General features: G+C 60.5%; 15 protein-coding genes. 3 read left to right on the top strand and 12 right to left on the bottom strand.

The window, feature by feature from the left end:
• Window positions 1–49 precede the first annotated feature (49 nt).
• The 6 genes from J4D25_RS11555 to J4D25_RS11530 form a co-directional block, all read right to left on the bottom strand.
• The gene (locus J4D25_RS11555) at window positions 50–1,003 is read right to left on the bottom strand and encodes an adenosine deaminase (protein WP_007996475.1); all 954 of its coding nucleotides are present in this window, start codon (window positions 1,001–1,003) and stop codon (window positions 50–52) included.
• Window positions 1,004–1,085: 82 nt separating this feature from the next.
• Window positions 1,086–2,051 carry an isopenicillin N synthase family oxygenase gene (locus tag J4D25_RS11550; protein WP_057712131.1) on the bottom strand — a complete coding sequence of 322 codons (966 nt, stop codon included), beginning with the start codon at window positions 2,049–2,051 and terminating at the stop codon, window positions 1,086–1,088.
• A 159-nt stretch (window positions 2,052–2,210) separates the two neighbouring features.
• A complete protein-coding gene (locus J4D25_RS11545; RefSeq protein WP_057712130.1) occupies window positions 2,211–3,293 on the bottom strand; it encodes a BMP family ABC transporter substrate-binding protein in 1,083 nt (360 codons plus the stop codon).
• A gap of 311 nt (window positions 3,294–3,604) precedes the next feature.
• Window positions 3,605–4,963, bottom strand: a complete 1,359-nt coding sequence (locus J4D25_RS11540; RefSeq protein ID WP_057712129.1) for an 8-oxoguanine deaminase — start codon at window positions 4,961–4,963, stop codon at window positions 3,605–3,607.
• A gap of 155 nt (window positions 4,964–5,118) precedes the next feature.
• Window positions 5,119–5,808, bottom strand: a complete 690-nt coding sequence (locus J4D25_RS11535) for an SDR family oxidoreductase (RefSeq protein WP_057712128.1) — start codon at window positions 5,806–5,808, stop codon at window positions 5,119–5,121.
• Window positions 5,809–5,827: 19 nt separating this feature from the next.
• Complete coding sequence (locus J4D25_RS11530; protein ID WP_046043778.1) at window positions 5,828–6,184, bottom strand: MerR family transcriptional regulator; 357 nt, start codon at window positions 6,182–6,184, stop codon at window positions 5,828–5,830.
• An 83-nt stretch (window positions 6,185–6,267) separates the two neighbouring features.
• Here J4D25_RS11530 and J4D25_RS11525 point away from each other — a divergent pair, with 83 nt between their 5' ends.
• Window positions 6,268–6,708, top strand: a complete 441-nt coding sequence (locus J4D25_RS11525) for a hypothetical protein (RefSeq protein WP_057712127.1) — start codon at window positions 6,268–6,270, stop codon at window positions 6,706–6,708.
• Window positions 6,709–6,770: 62 nt separating this feature from the next.
• Here J4D25_RS11525 and J4D25_RS11520 read toward each other — a convergent pair whose 3' ends face one another.
• The 6 genes from J4D25_RS11520 to J4D25_RS11495 all read right to left on the bottom strand — a co-directional run bounded on the left by J4D25_RS11520 (window position 6,771) and on the right by J4D25_RS11495 (window position 13,191).
• Window positions 6,771–7,697: an ABC transporter permease gene (locus J4D25_RS11520; RefSeq protein WP_057712126.1), complete on the bottom strand. Its 927-nt coding sequence runs from the start codon at window positions 7,695–7,697 to the stop codon at window positions 6,771–6,773.
• A complete protein-coding gene (locus tag J4D25_RS11515; protein WP_057712125.1) occupies window positions 7,697–8,803 on the bottom strand; it encodes an ABC transporter permease in 1,107 nt (368 codons plus the stop codon). The genes J4D25_RS11520 and J4D25_RS11515 overlap by 1 nt, the downstream gene beginning before the upstream one ends.
• Window positions 8,804–8,814: 11 nt before the next feature.
• A complete protein-coding gene (locus J4D25_RS11510; protein WP_057712124.1) occupies window positions 8,815–10,380 on the bottom strand; it encodes an ABC transporter ATP-binding protein in 1,566 nt (521 codons plus the stop codon).
• Between the two features lie 546 nt (window positions 10,381–10,926).
• The gene (locus J4D25_RS11505; RefSeq protein WP_057712123.1) at window positions 10,927–11,508 is read right to left on the bottom strand and encodes a YigZ family protein; all 582 of its coding nucleotides are present in this window, start codon (window positions 11,506–11,508) and stop codon (window positions 10,927–10,929) included.
• A gap of 6 nt (window positions 11,509–11,514) precedes the next feature.
• Window positions 11,515–12,165, bottom strand: coding sequence for a TetR/AcrR family transcriptional regulator (locus J4D25_RS11500; RefSeq protein ID WP_057712122.1), 651 nt, complete (start codon window positions 12,163–12,165; stop codon window positions 11,515–11,517).
• Window positions 12,166–12,270: 105 nt separating this feature from the next.
• Window positions 12,271–13,191 (bottom strand): LysR family transcriptional regulator, encoded by a 921-nt coding sequence (locus tag J4D25_RS11495; RefSeq protein WP_057712121.1) that lies wholly within the window; start codon window positions 13,189–13,191, stop codon window positions 12,271–12,273.
• Window positions 13,192–13,329: 138 nt separating this feature from the next.
• Between J4D25_RS11495 and J4D25_RS11490 the strand changes: the two genes are divergently transcribed.
• Entirely contained in the window at window positions 13,330–14,679 is a 1,350-nt protein-coding gene (locus tag J4D25_RS11490) for an aspartate aminotransferase family protein (RefSeq protein WP_057712120.1), read from the top strand.
• A 177-nt stretch (window positions 14,680–14,856) separates the two neighbouring features.
• Window positions 14,857–16,350: a CoA-acylating methylmalonate-semialdehyde dehydrogenase gene (locus tag J4D25_RS11485; protein WP_057712119.1), complete on the top strand. Its 1,494-nt coding sequence runs from the start codon at window positions 14,857–14,859 to the stop codon at window positions 16,348–16,350.
• Window positions 16,351–16,381 lie beyond the last annotated feature (31 nt).

Genomic DNA, 16,381 nt, shown 5'->3' with positions numbered 1-16,381 from the left:
GATGGCCTTATCGCTGGCAAGCCAGCTCCTGCAAGGTTTGCGTTTGCCTTTAGGGTTTTACCAACCGCGCATCGAGACTGTTCTGCGCCAGGCGCTTGGCCTGATCCTGGGTCATGCCCAGATGGGTGTGCAACGCATGGAAGTTCTCGGTGACATAACCGCCGAAATACGCCGGGTCATCGGAGTTCACGGTCACTTTCACGCCGCGTTCCAGCATGTCGAGAATGTTGTGCTGCGACATGTGATCGAACACGCAAAGCTTGGTGTTCGACAACGGGCACACGGTCAGCGGGATCTGCTCGTCGATGATTCGCTGCATCAGGCGCTCGTCTTCGATGGCGCGCACGCCATGGTCGATGCGCTGGATTTTCAGCAGGTCGATGGCTTCCCAGATGTACTCGGGCGGGCCTTCTTCACCGGCGTGGGCGACGGTCAGGAAGCCTTCGTGGCGGGCACGGTCGAACACGCGCTGGAACTTGCTCGGCGGGTGGCCCATCTCGGAGCTGTCCAGGCCCACGGCGACGAACGCATCGCGGAACGGCAGCGCCTGATCGAGGGTTTTCTGGGCTTCGTCTTCGCTCAGATGGCGCAGGAAGCTCAGGATCAAACCACTGGTGATGCCCAGTTGCTGTTCACCATCCTTGAGCGCGGCGGCGATGCCGTTGAGCACCACTTCGAACGGGATGCCACGGTCGGTGTGGGTTTGCGGGTCGAAGAACGGTTCGGTGTGAATCACGTTCTGCTCTTTGCAGCGCAGCAGGTACGCCCAGGTCAGGTCATAGAAGTCCTGGGACGTGCGCAGCACATCGGCACCCCGGTAATACAGATCGAGGAACTCCTGCAGGTTGTTGAAGGCATACGCCTTGCGCAAGGTTTCGACGTCGTTCCATGGCAAGGCAATCTTGTTGCGCTCGGCCAGGGCGAACAACAGCTCCGGCTCCAGCGAGCCTTCCAGGTGCAGGTGCAATTCTGCCTTGGGCAGGGCGTTCAGCCAGTCGTACATAATTCTTTTCTCATCAGGTGCAATGGTCGCCATTCTACAGAGGGTTGCCGCAACAATTGGTAAAACCTGACCAGGCGGTTGATCACACCGCTTCCGGTTCCCGTCGATAAGCGTAGGTATCGGCGAAGCGCGAGAGCAGGAACTCGGCGCAGGTGGTGGCCGGGTATTTCGCCGGGTGCAATGTGTCCTGACATCCGGGCAGGCATTCGATGCGGGTATCCGGGTGCGGCTCGGCGAAGAACGGCATCGAATAACGATCCACGCCCAGGGGGCTGATCACCCGGTGCGGCGTCGACAGGTAACGGTCGTTGCTCCAGCGCGCCATCATGTCGCCGAGGTTGACCACGAACGTACCTTCGATCGGCGGCGCGTCGATCCATTCGCCTTTGACGTTGCGTACTTGCAAGCCACCGGCGGCGTCCTGATAGAGCAGGGTGATGCAGCCGTAGTCGGTGTGCGCGCCGGCACCTTGTTGCTCTTCGGAACTGGCGGTGTGGCGCGGCGGGTAATGGATCATCCGCAGCACGCTGACCGGCTCATTGAAGCGCGCGTCGAAGAAATCACGCTCAATCCCCAGCGCGATGGTCATTGCCCGCAACAGCGTTTGCGCGAGGTCTTGCATGTCGACGTAGTGCTGCTCCATCAGCGCTTCCCAGCCGGGTATGGACGGATGGCGATTGGGGCCGCGCAGGGGCTTTTCCGCCAGTACGTCAGGGTGCTCGGCCGGTAGGTGCAGGCCCATGTCGAAGGTTTCTTTGAGGTCGCTGGGTTTGCTCGGGTCCAATTGCTCGGTGGCAATGGCGCCGTAACCGCGATGGTGACGGGTCTGGGTGATGTCGATCTTGAGCTTTTCGGCGGTAGGTTGGCCGAAGAAGCGTTTGGCGCTGTCGAGTAGTTCGTCGATCCGCTCAGTGCTGATCGGATGGCCCTTGATGTAGAAGAAACCCCACTCGCGGCAGGCGAGGTCGATTTGTTCGGCCACCGCTGGCCAGGCGGATGGATCGTCGCTGTAGAGCGGGGTGATGTCGATGATGGGGAGGCTGTTCATGGATTGTCCTGAAAAAACGCAGACTGGAAAACACTGAAGAACCCTGTGGGAGCGAGCTTGCTCGCGATGAGGCCAGCACAACAAACATCTTTGCTGACTGAAAGTCCGCCATTGCGAGCAAGCTCGCTCCCACAGGGACGGTGTTTCAGCATTGGAGAATTACTTCGGAATCTCGGCCTTCATGCCTTCCACGTAGTAATTCATCGACGCCAGTTCCGCCGTGGTCGCACTCTCGCCCGCCGGGATTTTCTCGACCCCGGCCTGATCCTTGATCGGCCCGGTGAACAGTTGCAGCGCACCGCTCTTGATGTCGGCGATGAGCTGCTCGGCTTCGCTCTTCACCGTCGCCGGTACCAGGTCACTGATCGGCAGCTCAACGGTGCCCTCCTTCAAACCGCCCCAGTAGTCCCGGGATTTCCAGTCATGGTCGAGCACGCTTTGGGTTGCTTGAACGTAGTGCGGCCCCCAGTCATTGACGATGGAGGTCAGCACCGCTTTCGGCCCGAAGTGCGCCATGTCCGAAGCGTAGCCCACGGCATACACGCCGCGACGTTCGGCGGCCTGGATCGGCGCGGGGCTGTCGGTATGCTGGAACACCACGTCCACGCCCTGATCGATCAACGCGTTGGCGGCGTCCGCTTCCTTGCCCGGATCGAACCATGAGTTGACCCACACCACCTTGATCTCGGTGCCGGGATTGTATTTGTTCAGGGCCAACTGGATGGCGTTGATGTCGCGGATCACTTCCGGGATCGGGAAGGAGGCGACGTAGCCGACCTTCTTGGTCTTGGTCATCTTCGCCGCGAGGAAGCCGCCGACGTAGCGGCCCTCGTAAGTGCGCGCCAGGTAAGTGCCGAGGTTCTTGTCCTGCTTGTAGCCGGTGGCGTGTTCGAAGGTCACCTTGGGAAACTGTTTGGCAACTTTCACCGTCGGGTTCATGTAGCCGAAGGAGGTGGTGAAGATCAGGTCGTATTTGTCCTTGGCCATGTTGCGGATCACCCGCTCGGCGTCGGCGCCTTCGGCGACGTTTTCCACGTAGTTGGTGGTGATCTGCGAGCCGAATTTTTCCGCGAGTTCCTTGCGCCCCTGTTCATGCTGATACGTCCAGCCGTGGTCACCGATCGGACCGATATAGACGAAGCCGACTTTCAGCGGATCGGCGGCTACGGCGGTCAGGCTGGCGCTCAAACCAATGGCCGCCGCAACGGCGCAAAGCAGCTTCTTCAACGGGCGTTTGTGCATGAATTGAAACTCCATTTTGTTGTGAGGTTGGCTGGGCTCTCGGGCTTGCACAGGGCAATGCAAGTTGCTGACCAACAAGACAACAAAATTGGAATCCACGGTGATGCCATCGCGAGCAGGATCGCGACAGGTCCTTTAAGTCCGATTACAGTGCGTGTCCTTGCACAGCTGCCACCCACTGGTGCGCCAATCCACAAAACCAATGTGGGAGCGGGCTTGCTCGCGAAGGCGGTGTGTCAGTCGACATCGTCAGTGACTGAAATACCGCCATCGCAAGCAGGCTCGCTCCCACAGTTTTAATCGGTGTTGTATCAGGTCCCGGCGATCAGTTGCCGTGCCGCCTGGCTGTGATCAGCAATCAACCCCTTCAGATCCAGCCCCTCGACCTGCCCGTCGATCACCCGCCACTTGCCGCCGACCATCACTCGATCCGCGCGATCAGCACCACACAGCAGCAACGCCGACACCGGATCATGACTGCCGGAGAAACGCAGTTCATCGAGCTTGAACATCGCCAGGTCAGCCTGTTTGCCCACCGCCAACTCGCCGATATCGGTACGACCCAGCAGGCTCGCCGAACCCTTGGTCGCCCAGCCCAACACGCGCTCCGGGGTGATCTTCTCGGCGCCGTAGCGCAGGCGCTGGATGTACAGGGCCTGACGCGCTTCGAGCATCATGTTCGAGGCATCGTTGGATGCCGAACCGTCCACGCCCAAACCAAGCAAGGCACCAGCATCGGTCAACTCGATGCTCGGGCAGATGCCCGAGGCCAGGCGCATGTTCGAACTCGGGCAATGGCAAATACCGGTGCCGGCGGCGCCGAGGCGGGCGATTTCATCCGGGTTGAAGTGGATGCCATGGGCCAGCCAGGTGCGGGGGCCGAGCCAGCCGACACTGTCCAGATAGTCCACGGTGCGCAGGCCGAAGCGTTGCAGGCAGAAATCTTCTTCATCGAGGGTTTCTGCCAGGTGGGTGTGCAGGCGCACGTCGAGTTTGTTCGCCAGTTCGGCGCTGGCCGACATGATTTGCGGGGTCACCGAGAACGGCGAGCACGGTGCCAGGGCGATCTGGATTTGCGCGCCGTCACCGCGTTCATGGTACTCGGCGATCAACCGCTGACTGTCGGCGAGGATCACTTCGCCTTCCTGCACGGTCTGTTGCGGCGGCAGGCCACCGTCCTTTTCACCGAGGCTCATGGATCCACGGGTGAGCATGGCGCGCATGCCCAGTTCACGAACGCTCTCGACCTGCACGTCGATCGCGTTTTCCAGACCTTCCGGGAACAGGTAGTGATGGTCGGCGGCGGTGGTGCAACCGGACAGCAGCAATTCAGCCAACGCGACTTTGGTGGCGAGGGCGAGTTTTTCCGGGGTCAGTCGTGCCCAGACCGGGTACAGGGTTTTCAGCCACGGGAACAGCGGCTGATTGACCACCGGCGCCCAGGCGCGGGTCAGGGTTTGATAGAAGTGGTGATGGGTGTTGATCAGGCCCGGCAGGATCACATGCTCGCGGGCATCGAACACTTCATTGCACGGTGCGGACGGTTGTTGACCGGCGCCGAGTACTTCGACGATCAAACCGTCTTGCAGCACCAGACCGCCACGGGCATCGAGACCATTGGACGTGAAAATGGCGAGGGGATTCTTTAACCAGGTACGGGTCGCAGGCATGTTGGCCGGCTCCTCTGAAAGTTGGGTTCAGGGTTGCCAGCTCAGTGTTGCCCTGTCTGCTGATCCAGGTTCGCCGGGGAGGCGAGGTGCGAAGTGTCGATCAAAACGGCCCGGCGGGCAAGCCCGACCCGACAGGCAGATGCAACCCGGCGGTATTACCAGGGAATGGTTTCGCCCCGGTAATTGATGAAGTGATGACCACCCTTGCCGAAATACGCATTCACCTGATCGACCAGGCCACGGGTGCTGGTTTCCACGTCGATGTCCGCGCCTTCGCCACCCATGTCGGTTTTCACCCAGCCCGGGTGCAGCGACAGCACGGTGAGCCTGGTTTCGCCCAACTGAGTGACGAAGCTGTTGGTCATGGAGTTCAGCGCCGCCTTGCTGGCCTTGTACAGTGCCAGTTCCGGCGCATCGGGCATGGTCACGCTGCCCAGCACCGAACTCATGAACGCCAGCACGCCGGTGTCCGGTCGCAGTTGCTCGACAAAACTCTGGGCCAGGTTGATCGGCGCCACGGCGTTGGTGAAAAACAGCTGACCGACTTCGGCCATTGTCGCGCCACCGTTCGGCGTCTGGACATCCGGCCCCTTGACCCCGGCATTGACGAACAACAGGTCAAACACGTCGCCCTTGAGTTGTTGGCTCAGGGCGGACACAGCGTGTTGATCGTCCATGTCGAGCGTTTCGATCCGCACCTTGCCCAGGGCCTGCAAGGCTTCGGCTTTTTGCGGATCGCGCACGGTGGCGGTGACTTGCCAGCCATCGGCCAACAGGGTTTTCACCAGCCCGAGGCCAAGCCCCCGGGAGGCGCCGATGATGAGCGCGGTTTTTGCCTTGGACATGAGTGGCTTCCTTGAAAATTCAGAGTCGTGGATTCAATGGACACTGTTGCCCGAGCCGTTGTTGCAACTCTTCGCGCAGTGCGCCGAGTTCGGCCATGCGGGCTTCGATCAGTTTGAGTTTGTCTTGCAGCAGTTGCGTGACGGCGCTGTCCGGATCGGGCGATTGCCAGATTGTAGCGACGCTGTTGCCGATCTCGCCGAGGGTAAAGCCCAGCCGTTGCGCGGTCTTGATGTACTGCACCAGTTGCACCATGTCTGGCGGATAGTCGCGATACCCGTTGGCGCTGCGTTGCGCCGCAATCAATCCGCGCTGCTCGTAAAAGCGCAGCGTGTCGCGGCTGACGGCGCTGGCCTGGGCTAATTCACCGATGCGCATCATGACGTCTCGAGGGGGGCTTGACCCTGGAGCATACTCCAGGCTTTAGCCTTGTTGCTCCCTGAATTGATGGAGCAATGTCGATGTGGACTACAACGCAATATCGCCGGTTGGTGCAAGGTAGTGCCTGGTATGACCTGATCGTGATGGTCGCGTTTGTCACGCCGTGGAGTTTTGCGGCGTTGCATGGGATTTTGACGTGGGTGAGTCAGGCGTTGAGTTTGCCCGGTGAGCTGCCACCGTTCGAGCCGGTGCACATGTTGATGGCGAATTTGTTGGGCTCGATTGTGTGCGTATGGGCGGTGTTGCGGATTCGTGATCCGCAGCAGGTTTATGGGCGGTATGACGCCGTGGGCAGATTCCTGTTCTCGGCCTGGCAGGCTTATGCCCTGATCCATGGCGCGAGTTCGCTGCTGGTGGTTTTTCTGGTGTTTGAATTGGCGTGGGGCATTGCTCAAGTGTTGCCTGTTCGGCAGCCATCGCGAGCAAGCTCGCTCCCACAGGGTCTGCGCCAGACACATTAATTACGCAAGATGCGGTTATGTGGGAGCGAGCTTGCTCGCGATGAGGCCAGACCAGACAACCACTAATGCCCGGCCTGCCACGGCTGCCCCAGCGACACCGGCGCATACAACCGTGTGCGCACCGCATCCCGGGACAGCAGCACCAGCACCCCAATGGTCGCGACATACGGCAACATCGCCAGCAGACTCGACGGAATCGCCAGCCCCAGTCCCTGCGCCACCAGGTGCAGGATGCTGGCGAGCCCGAACAGGTACGCACCGAGCAGCAGGCGCCACACCCGCCAACTGGCGAACACCACCAGCGCCAGGGCAATCCAGCCGCGCCCGGCGCTCATGTTCTCCGCCCACATCGGCGTGTAAGCCAGGGACAGGTAAGCCCCGGCCAATCCGGCCATCGCACCGCCGAACAACACCGCCAAGGTCCGCACGGCCAACACCGGCAAGCCCATGGCGCTGGCCGCATCCGGGTTTTCCCCGACCGCCTGAATGATCAGCCCGACGCGGCTTTTCAGAATCACCCAGGCCACTAATGCAAACAACGCGAACGACAGATACACCAGCAGATCCTGGGCAAACAGCATCCGCCCGATCAGTGGGATTTCACTCAGATAGGGAATCGCCACCGGCTCGAATCCCGCCAGCGGCTTGCCGACCCACGCCGCACCGACGAAGGTCGACAGGCCCACGCCGAAAATCGTCAGGGCAAGACCTGTGGCCACCTGATTGGCGTTGAACACCAGTGCCACCAGGGCAAACAGCGACGACAACAGCATCCCGGCGAGCATTGCCAGCAACACGCCGAGCCACAGGTGACCGGTATTGAACGCGACGATGAAACCGATCACCGCACCAAACAGCATCATGCCTTCCTGGCCCAGGTTGAGGACGCCGCTTTTCTCGCAGATCAGTTCCCCCAGCGCCACCAGCAACAACGGCGTACCGCAGCGGACCATGGCATAGAAAATATTGCTCAGCAGATCGATATCCATCACATCGCTCCTGTTTGTACGACGGTGGATTGCGCGCGGCGGGCCCAGCGCAGGTTCAAACGCGGTCGGTAGAGGATCAGCACATCACTGGCCAGCAGGAAAAACAGCATCATGCCCTGGAACAATTGGGTGATCGCTTGCGGCAGGTTCAGGCTCATTTGTGCGCTTTCGCCACCGATGTACAGCAGCGCCATCAACAGGCTGGAAAACAGGATGCCGAGAGGATTCAGACGACCGAGAAATGCCACGGTGATCGCCGCATAGCCGTAGCCCGGCGAGACCTGTGGCACCAGCTGGCCGATGGGACCGGTGACTTCGCACACACCGGCAAGCCCCGCCAGGCCGCCGCTGATCAACAGCGCGAGCCAGATCAGGCGCTTCTCGCGAAAGCCGACGAAGCCGGCGGCACGCTTGTCCAGCCCCAGCACTTTGATCTGGAACCCGACAAAGCTTTTCTGCAACAGCACCCACACCGCCACCAACGCGAGCAGGGCGAAGTAAACCCCGGCGTGGACCCGACCATCGTCCATCAGCAGCGGCAGGCGGCTGGCGTCACCGAACATCGCTGACTCGGGGAAGTTGAACCCGGCGGGATCTTTCAAAGGGCCGTGAACGCAGAACAGCAGCAGGTTCAGTGCGATGTAGTTGAGCATGATGCTGGTCAGGATCTCATTGGCGTTGAAGCGCGTGCGCAACCACGCCGTCAGCCCGGCCCACGCAGCGCCCGCCAGGGTGCCGGTAAGCAGGATCAACACCAGCGCCCAGCGGCTTTGCATATCGATGATGTTCACCGCCAGCGCACTGCCGGCCAGCGCACCGAGCAGCAGTTGACCTTCGGCACCGATGTTCCAGATGCGCGCCTGATAGGCGACGGCCAGGCCCAATGCGCAGAGCAGAATCGGCAGGGCTTTGACCAGCAATTCGGAGACGCCGTACAGGTCGCTGACCGGTGCGATCAGCAAGGTGTGCAAGGTCAGCAACGGGTCATGCCCGAGCGCGATAAACAACAACGATCCACAGCCCAGGGTCAGTGCAGCCGCCAGCAACGGCGAGCACCACAGCATCAGGCGCGATTGCTGGCCGCGAGGTTCAAGAGAAAGCAGCATGTGACACTCCGTTAACGCGTGGCGGATGCGAGTGATTGGGGGGCGCCGAACTGGCCGGCCATCCAGCCGCCGACATCGCTCAGGCGGGTGTCGACGGTGGCGTGAAGCGCCGACAGCCGACCGCCGCACAAGGCGCCGAGCCGGTCGCTGATCTGGAACAGTTCGTCCAGGTCTTCGGAGATCACCAGGATCGCCGCGCCGGCATCGCGCAAGGCAATCAAGGCGCGGTGAATGGTGGCGGCGGCACCGACGTCCACGCCCCAGGTCGGGTGTGCGGCGACCAGCAGTCTGGGTTGCTGAAGGATTTCCCGACCGAGGATGAATTTCTGCAAGTTGCCGCCGGACAGGCTGCGGGCAGGCGCCTGGCTATCGGGTGTCTTGACTCCGAAACGGCGGATGATTTCCTCGGCCAGTGCTTCGACTTTGCCGCGCTGGATCAGGCCGTTACTCACCAAGCCGTGCTGGAAAGCAGTCAGCAGCGCGTTGTCCGCCAGGCTCAGTTCCGGTACCGCACCATGACCCAGGCGTTCGGCGGGGACGAACGCCAGGCCGAGTTGGCGGCGAGCATCGGGACGCAAATGGGCGACTGGCTCCTTGCCAAAACGGATCGTCGCGCTGGCGTTGCGGGGCAGCAGTGCTTCGCCGCTGAGCAAGGCCAGTAACTCATCCTGGCCATTGCCGGCGACACCGGCGATGCCGACAATTTCACCGCGGCGCACTTCAAGGTCGATGTTGGCAAGCGAGCAGCCGAATGGGTCCGGGTTGTGCCAGGACAATCCACGGACATCAAGGCACGCATCACCTCCGGTAACCTTCGGATAGTCAGCGATCAACTCCGCCGCTTCACCGACCATCAAGCGCGCCAGTTGCTGGTCCGAACACTCGGCCGGCACGCAATGCCCGGCCACCCGACCGCCTCGTAAAACCGTTGCGCTGTGGCACAACGCACGCACTTCCCCGAGCTTGTGGCTGATGAACAAAATGCTGCAGCCTTCGGCGGCGAGTCGGCGCAGGGTAACGAACAAGTCATCGGCCTCTTGCGGCGTCAGCACCGAAGTCGGTTCATCGAGAATCAACAGGCGGATGTCCTGCATCAGGCAGCGAATGATTTCCACCCGCTGCCGTTCACCGATCGACAGGCTGTGGACAAGTCGCTCCGGTTCCAGCGTCATGCCGTAGCGCCGGGACACTTCGCGAATTTTCGGCTCAAGCTGTTTGGGTGTGCCTGCCGCCGCGCCCATGGCCAGGGCGATGTTCTGTGCCACGCTCAGGGTTTCGAACAGCGAAAAATGCTGGAATACCATGCCGATTCCCAAACCCCGGGCCTGGGCCGGGTTGCGCAGGCTCACCCGCTGACCTTGCCAGATCACCTCGCCGGAATCGGCGTGGGTAACGCCGTAGATGATCTTCATCAGCGTGCTTTTGCCCGCACCGTTTTCGCCGAGCAGGGCATGGATCTCGCCAGGGGCAATGGTCAGGTCGATGGCATCGTTGGCCAGGCAGCCGGGGTAGCGTTTTGTGATTCTACGCAGTTGCAGGCGCGGAACTGGATCAGGGATTGGAGCGTGATTGGGCATGACAGGCTCAGTGCTGTTGGACTTGTGCCTGTGGATAAAGCAATTTTCTGGCCACTAGGTCAGGAAAATCTCGAAGTCCTGCGACCAGAGGCGTTCAGTACGCAGCTTTCAAATGTGCCACGCACAGCCCGGCACCACATGGGGGCAATGGCGCAAATCAAGCCCCGATTTTGCTCGTGCGGTTTTGTTCAAAAAATGAGCAATCGACCACAAGCCATACCGTACACGGCGCCGAGACGGCCATGAACGGGTTATCCACAGATTGCTCCACAGTATTTGTGTGCAAGCTCACAGCACGGGCATAAGCACTGAGTGGCTACTTCTAAAGGCGATAAACCGCTGTAACTATTTGTTTTTATTTGAATTTGACGTGCTTGATGGCAGATTGGACGAAAATTGAGCAAAGTCCGCAAAGCCGCATGACAAAAGGGTTACAGCGGTATGTGCTCAGGTTATCCACAGGCGGGTGCACAGCAGATGTGGGCAAATATGGAATAAGTGAAAAAACGGCGTGCCCCAAAAAATTGCAGCCGGTGCTGAAGCCTTTTAGCGCCGTAACAAAATTCGCCCGCGACTCAAATCGGCCAGTTGTGACTGCAAGGTGTCGATTTGCGCATCGCCTACGGCCAACTGCAACTCGACACCATTGGCGGTGAAGCTTTCATCCACAACCAATCCACCTGCCTCCGCCACCCGCAGCTTGACCAGGGCCAACTCGGCAAATCCGCAAGCGCAACTCAGCGGCACTCGGCTGATCAGCTCAATCTTTGGTGCCGCTTGCAGGCATTTGTTCGCACCACCGCCATAGGCCCGGGCGAGTCCGCCGGTACCCAGTTGGATGCCGCCATACCAGCGAATCACCAGCACCGCGACCTGATCGCAATCCTGTGCCTCGATCGCCGCCAGAATCGGCCGGCCGGCCGTACCGCCGGGCTCGCCATCATCGGTGCTGCGGTACTGATCACCGAGCTTCCAGGCCCAGCAGTTGTGCGAGGCATTCAAGTCGCTGTGCTGTTCAATGAACGCCTGGGCCTCGGCCGGGCTGGAGATCGGCGCGGCGAAGGTAATGAAGCGGCTCTTGCGAATCTCTTCGCGGTATTCGCAAAAACCGCTGAGGGTAAATGGCATAAGTGCTTAGATGGCAGGTTTCAGGCCGCAGCCCTTGAGAATGATGCGGATCAGGTTATCCCCGGCGTCTTCCATGTCCTGTTTGGTCAACTTGGTGCGCCCGGTGACGCGGCAGATCTGCGTGGCGAAGTCGGCGTAGTGCTGGGTGCTGCCCCACAACAGGAAGATCAGGTGCACCGGATCGACCGGGTCCATTTTACCGGCGTCGATCCAGGCCTGGAACACGCCCGCACGACCCTGGAACCAGGCGCGATAGTCCTGGTTGAAATACTCGGTCAGGCACTCGCCGCCGCTGATGACTTCCATGGCGAAAATCCGCGAGGCTTGCGGCTGGCGCCGGGAGAACTCCATTTTGGCGCGGATGTAGCGGGTCAAGGCTTCGCTCGGATCGTCCTCGGCGGTGAGGGTGTTGAACGTGCTGTCCCACAGTTCGATGATGTTGCTCAGCACCGCCACGTACAAACCGAGCTTGTTGGTGAAGTAGTAATGCAGGTTTGCCTTGGGCAACCCGGCGTTCTGGGCGATGGTGTTCATGCTCGTGCCTTTGTACCCGTGACGGGCGAACTCGTCTTCGGCGGCCTTGATGATGGTCTCTTCGTTTTTTTGACGAATGCGGCTGACAGATTTTGCGCCGTGGGCTGGGACTTCAAAGGTCATAAGCACTTCCGAACGGGTGGGTGGGACGGCCAGTGCGTTGATAACGTACCCACCGGCTTCAGACAAGACCTCACACAATAAAACCTTACTCCGCTCCCACAATGTTCAACGCGTCGCGGCCAGGCTCTCGAGAAAACTCTCCAGCACCAGATGCGGTCGGCGCCCCTTGCGTGTGACCGACGCCAGGCTGAGGTCATAGAAGCGTGTTTTTGCTTTCAACGCTCGCAACCGGCCTTGCTGCACCCAAAGACTCGCGTAGTGATCTGGCAGGTAACCGATATAGCGTCCGGTCAGGATCAGGAAGGCCATGCCTTCGCGGTCCGAGGCGCTGGCGGTGCAATTGAGCGCCTGATAATGGGCCTGGATTTCCGCCGGCAAACGAAAGGTCGGGGCGATGGCGTCCTGGCTATTCAGACGCGTGTCGTCCAGTTGTTTGTCGTCGACATAAAACAGCGGGTGACCGACCGCGCAGTACAACAGCGATCGCTCGCTATACAGCGGTTGATACTCCAGCCCCGACAATGCGCTGGCCTGCGGTACCACGCCGACGTGCAGGCGACCGTCGAGCACGCCTTGTTCGACTTCATTGGGCGCGATCATGCGGATCTGGATCTGCACGTCCGGGCCGCGTTCTTTCAATTGCGCGAGGGCATGGGTGATGCGCATGTGGGGCAGGGTGACCAGGTTGTCCGTCAAACCGATGATCAATTCGCCGCGCAAGTGCTGGTGCAGGCCATTGACCTCGGTGCGGAAGCTTTCCAGCGCACTTAACAGCTGCAATGCCGATTGATAGACCTCGCGGCCCTCTTCGGTCAGGGAAAACCCGGCACGTCCCCGTTGGCACAGGCGCAGGCCGAGGCGTTGCTCCAGATCGCTCATCTGTTGGCTGATCGCCGAGCGACCGATGCCCAGCACGGTCTCCGCCGCGGAGAAGCCGCCGCATTCCACCACGCTGCGGAAAATCCTCAGCAGGCGAATATCAAAGTCGCTGACCTGGGCCAGCGGATCGGGACGGCGAGTACTCATGCGGGTTACTCAAAGTTTAGTAGTTGGCTGACTGAACATTAGAAAAGTTGGATTTCACCGACTTTATCCCCGTGGCAATTTAGCTGCAACAACGGTTTTCAATCCTTACGCCGCTTATTGCCTTGCGAGGTTACGCCCATGAACCAGCCTGAAAACGCACCGACTTCCCTGGCCAGCCAGCTCAAGCTCGATGCTCACTGGATGCCTTACACCGCCAACCGCAACTTCCAGCGCGATCCACGGCTGATCGTTGGCGCCGAAGGCAGTTGGCTGATCGACGACAAAGGCCGCAAGGTATATGACTCGCTGTCCGGTCTGTGGACCTGTGGCGCCGGGCACACTCGTAAGGAAATCCAGGAAGCGGTCGCCAAGCAACTGGGTACCCTCGATTACTCGCCAGGCTTCCAGTACGGCCATCCGCTGTCCTTCCAGCTGGCTGAAAAAATCACCGACCTGACCCCGGGCAACCTCAACCACGTGTTCTTCACCGACTCGGGTTCCGAGTGCGCTGACACCGCTGTAAAAATGGTCCGTGCTTACTGGCGCCTGAAGGGCCAGTCGACCAAGACCAAAATGATCGGCCGTGCCCGTGGCTACCACGGTGTGAACATCGCCGGCACCAGCCTCGGTGGCGTGAACGGCAACCGCAAGCTGTTCGGTCAGGCGATGATGGACGTCGATCACCTGCCGCACACTTTGCTGGCAAGCAACGCTTACTCCCGTGGCATGCCGGAGCAGGGCGGTATCGCCCTGGCTGACGAGCTGTTGAAGCTGATCGAACTGCACGATGCGTCGAACATCGCGGCGGTATTCGTCGAGCCATTGGCCGGTTCCGCTGGCGTGCTGGTGCCGCCACAGGGTTACCTCAAGCGTCTGCGTGAAATCTGCGACCAGCACAACATCCTGCTGGTGTTTGATGAAGTAATCACCGGTTTCGGCCGTACCGGCACCATGTTCGGTGCTACCACCTTCGGTGTGACACCGGACCTGATGTGCATCGCCAAGCAAGTCACCAACGGTGCGATCCCGATGGGCGCGGTGATTGCCAGCTCCGAGATCTACCAGACTTTCATGAATCAGCCGACGCCTGAATACGCGGTTGAATTCCCCCATGGCTACACCTATTCCGCGCACCCGGTGGCTTGCGCCGCTGGCCTGGCAGCACTCGACCTGCTGCAAAAGGAAAACCTGGTACAGAGCGTGGCCGAAGTCGCACCGCATTTCGAAAATGCGCTGCACGGCCTCAAAGGCACCAAGAACATCATCGACATCCGCAACTACGGCCTGGCCGGCGCGATCCAGATCGCTCCACGTGACGGCGACGCGATCGTGCGTCCGTTCGAAGCCGGCATGGCGCTGTGGAAAGCCGGGTTCTACGTACGCTTCGGCGGCGACACCCTGCAGTTCGGCCCAACCTTCAACAGCAAGCCGCAGGACCTGGATCGTCTGTTCGACGCGGTCGGCGAAGTGCTGAGCAAGATCGACTGATTTGACAACACACCTGTAGGAGCGAGCTTGCTCGCGATGGACGTAAACGATAGTGGGGGCTGCCTGGATGAACGCAGTGCCCTCACCATCTTCGCGAGCAAGCTCGCTCCGACAAAAAACATCTATATAGCAGGCGCTCTTTAACGGACGCCTGTGGACAACTTTTCAGGAGCTTCCATGAGCGTTATTCCGCATTTGATCAATGGCGAACTGGTGACCGAGAACGGTCGCGCGGTTGATGTGTTCAACCCGTCTACCGGCCAGGCTATTCACAAGTTGCCACTGGCGACCCGCGAAACCATCCAGAGCGCCATCGACGCGGCCAAGGCTGCATTCCCGGCCTGGCGCAACACGCCGCCGGCCAAGCGTGCCCAAGTGATGTTCCGCTTCAAGCAACTGCTGGAGCAGAACGAAGCGCGTATCGCCCAACTGATCAGCGAAGAGCACGGCAAGACCCTGGAAGATGCTGCCGGTGAATTGAAGCGCGGCATCGAGAACGTCGAGTTCGCTTGCGCGGCTCCGGAAATCCTCAAGGGCGAGTACAGCCGTAACGTCGGACCGAACATCGATGCCTGGTCTGACTTCCAGCCGCTGGGCGTGGTGGCCGGTATCACTCCGTTCAACTTCCCGGCCATGGTGCCGTTGTGGATGTACCCGCTGGCGATCGTCTGCGGTAACTGCTTTATCCTCAAGCCTTCCGAGCGTGACCCGAGCTCGACGCTGCTGATTGCACAGCTTCTGCTGGAGGCTGGCCTGCCCAAAGGCGTGCTGAGCGTGGTCCACGGTGACAAGACTGCGGTGGACGCATTGATCGAAGCGCCGGAAGTCAAAGCGCTGAGCTTCGTGGGTTCGACGCCGATTGCCGAATACATCTATTCCGAAGGCACCAAGCGTGGCAAACGCGTCCAGGCCCTGGGCGGTGCGAAGAACCACGCGGTGCTGATGCCGGATGCAGACCTCGACAACGCCGTCAGCGCACTGATGGGCGCGGCTTACGGTTCTTGCGGCGAGCGTTGCATGGCAATCTCGGTAGCGGTGTGCGTGGGTGAGCAGGTGGCCGATGCACTGGTGGCCAAACTGGTTCCGCAAATCAAGGCGCTGAAAATCGGTGCCGGTACCAACTGCGGCCTGGACATGGGCCCACTGGTGACTGGCCAGGCGCGCGACAAGGTCAGCGGTTATGTAGAAGACGGCGTAGCTGCCGGCGCGACACTGGTGGTGGACGGCCGAGGCCTGACCGTCGCTGGTCACGAGGAAGGCTTCTTCCTGGGTGGTTGCCTGTTCGACAATGTCACGCCAGAAATGCGCATCTATAAAGAAGAGATCTTCGGGCCGGTGCTGTGCGTTGTTCGGGTCAACAGCCTGGAAGAAGCCATGCAACTGATCAACGATCACGAATATGGCAACGGCACCTGCATCTTCACCCGTGACGGCGAAGCCGCGCGGTTGTTCTGCGACGAAATCGAAGTCGGCATGGTCGGTGTCAACGTACCGCTGCCGGTGCCGGTGGCTTATCACAGCTTTGGCGGCTGGAAGCGTTCGCTGTTCGGCGACCTGCATGCCTACGGCCCGGATGGTGTGCGTTTCTACACCCGTCGCAAGGCCATCACCCAGCGCTGGCCACAGCGTGCGAGCCACGAGGCTTCGCAATTCGCGTTCCCTAGCTTGTAAGTAGAAGGGCGCAGAAGGCCGACCCATTGGG

Source organism: Pseudomonas sp. GW456-L13, assembly GCF_017350115.1.
Lineage (GTDB): Bacteria > Pseudomonadota > Gammaproteobacteria > Pseudomonadales > Pseudomonadaceae > Aquipseudomonas > Aquipseudomonas jessenii.
The sequence above is the reverse complement of the archived record's forward strand: the minus strand, read 5'-3'. Positions and strand labels throughout refer to the sequence as shown.

What these genes read in the sequence shown, in the direction of transcription:
- J4D25_RS11555 (WP_007996475.1), bottom strand. Translation starts at nt 1,003, where the DNA reads ATGTACGACTGGCTGAACGCCCTGCCCAAGGCAGAATTGCACCTGCAC.
- J4D25_RS11550 (WP_057712131.1), bottom strand. Translation starts at nt 2,051, where the DNA reads ATGAACAGCCTCCCCATCATCGACATCACCCCGCTCTACAGCGACGAT.
- J4D25_RS11540 (WP_057712129.1), bottom strand. Translation starts at nt 4,963, where the DNA reads ATGCCTGCGACCCGTACCTGGTTAAAGAATCCCCTCGCCATTTTCACG.
- J4D25_RS11495 (WP_057712121.1), bottom strand. Translation starts at nt 13,191, where the DNA reads ATGAGTACTCGCCGTCCCGATCCGCTGGCCCAGGTCAGCGACTTTGAT.
- J4D25_RS11530 (WP_046043778.1), bottom strand. Translation starts at nt 6,184, where the DNA reads ATGCGCATCGGTGAATTAGCCCAGGCCAGCGCCGTCAGCCGCGACACG.
- J4D25_RS11525 (WP_057712127.1), top strand. Translation starts at nt 6,268, where the DNA reads ATGTGGACTACAACGCAATATCGCCGGTTGGTGCAAGGTAGTGCCTGG.
- J4D25_RS11505 (WP_057712123.1), bottom strand. Translation starts at nt 11,508, where the DNA reads ATGCCATTTACCCTCAGCGGTTTTTGCGAATACCGCGAAGAGATTCGC.
- J4D25_RS11520 (WP_057712126.1), bottom strand. Translation starts at nt 7,697, where the DNA reads ATGGATATCGATCTGCTGAGCAATATTTTCTATGCCATGGTCCGCTGC.
- J4D25_RS11515 (WP_057712125.1), bottom strand. Translation starts at nt 8,803, where the DNA reads ATGCTGCTTTCTCTTGAACCTCGCGGCCAGCAATCGCGCCTGATGCTG.
- J4D25_RS11485 (WP_057712119.1), top strand. Translation starts at nt 14,857, where the DNA reads ATGAGCGTTATTCCGCATTTGATCAATGGCGAACTGGTGACCGAGAAC.
- J4D25_RS11545 (WP_057712130.1), bottom strand. Translation starts at nt 3,293, where the DNA reads ATGCACAAACGCCCGTTGAAGAAGCTGCTTTGCGCCGTTGCGGCGGCC.
- J4D25_RS11500 (WP_057712122.1), bottom strand. Translation starts at nt 12,165, where the DNA reads ATGACCTTTGAAGTCCCAGCCCACGGCGCAAAATCTGTCAGCCGCATT.
- J4D25_RS11490 (WP_057712120.1), top strand. Translation starts at nt 13,330, where the DNA reads ATGAACCAGCCTGAAAACGCACCGACTTCCCTGGCCAGCCAGCTCAAG.
- J4D25_RS11535 (WP_057712128.1), bottom strand. Translation starts at nt 5,808, where the DNA reads ATGTCCAAGGCAAAAACCGCGCTCATCATCGGCGCCTCCCGGGGGCTT.
- J4D25_RS11510 (WP_057712124.1), bottom strand. Translation starts at nt 10,380, where the DNA reads ATGCCCAATCACGCTCCAATCCCTGATCCAGTTCCGCGCCTGCAACTG.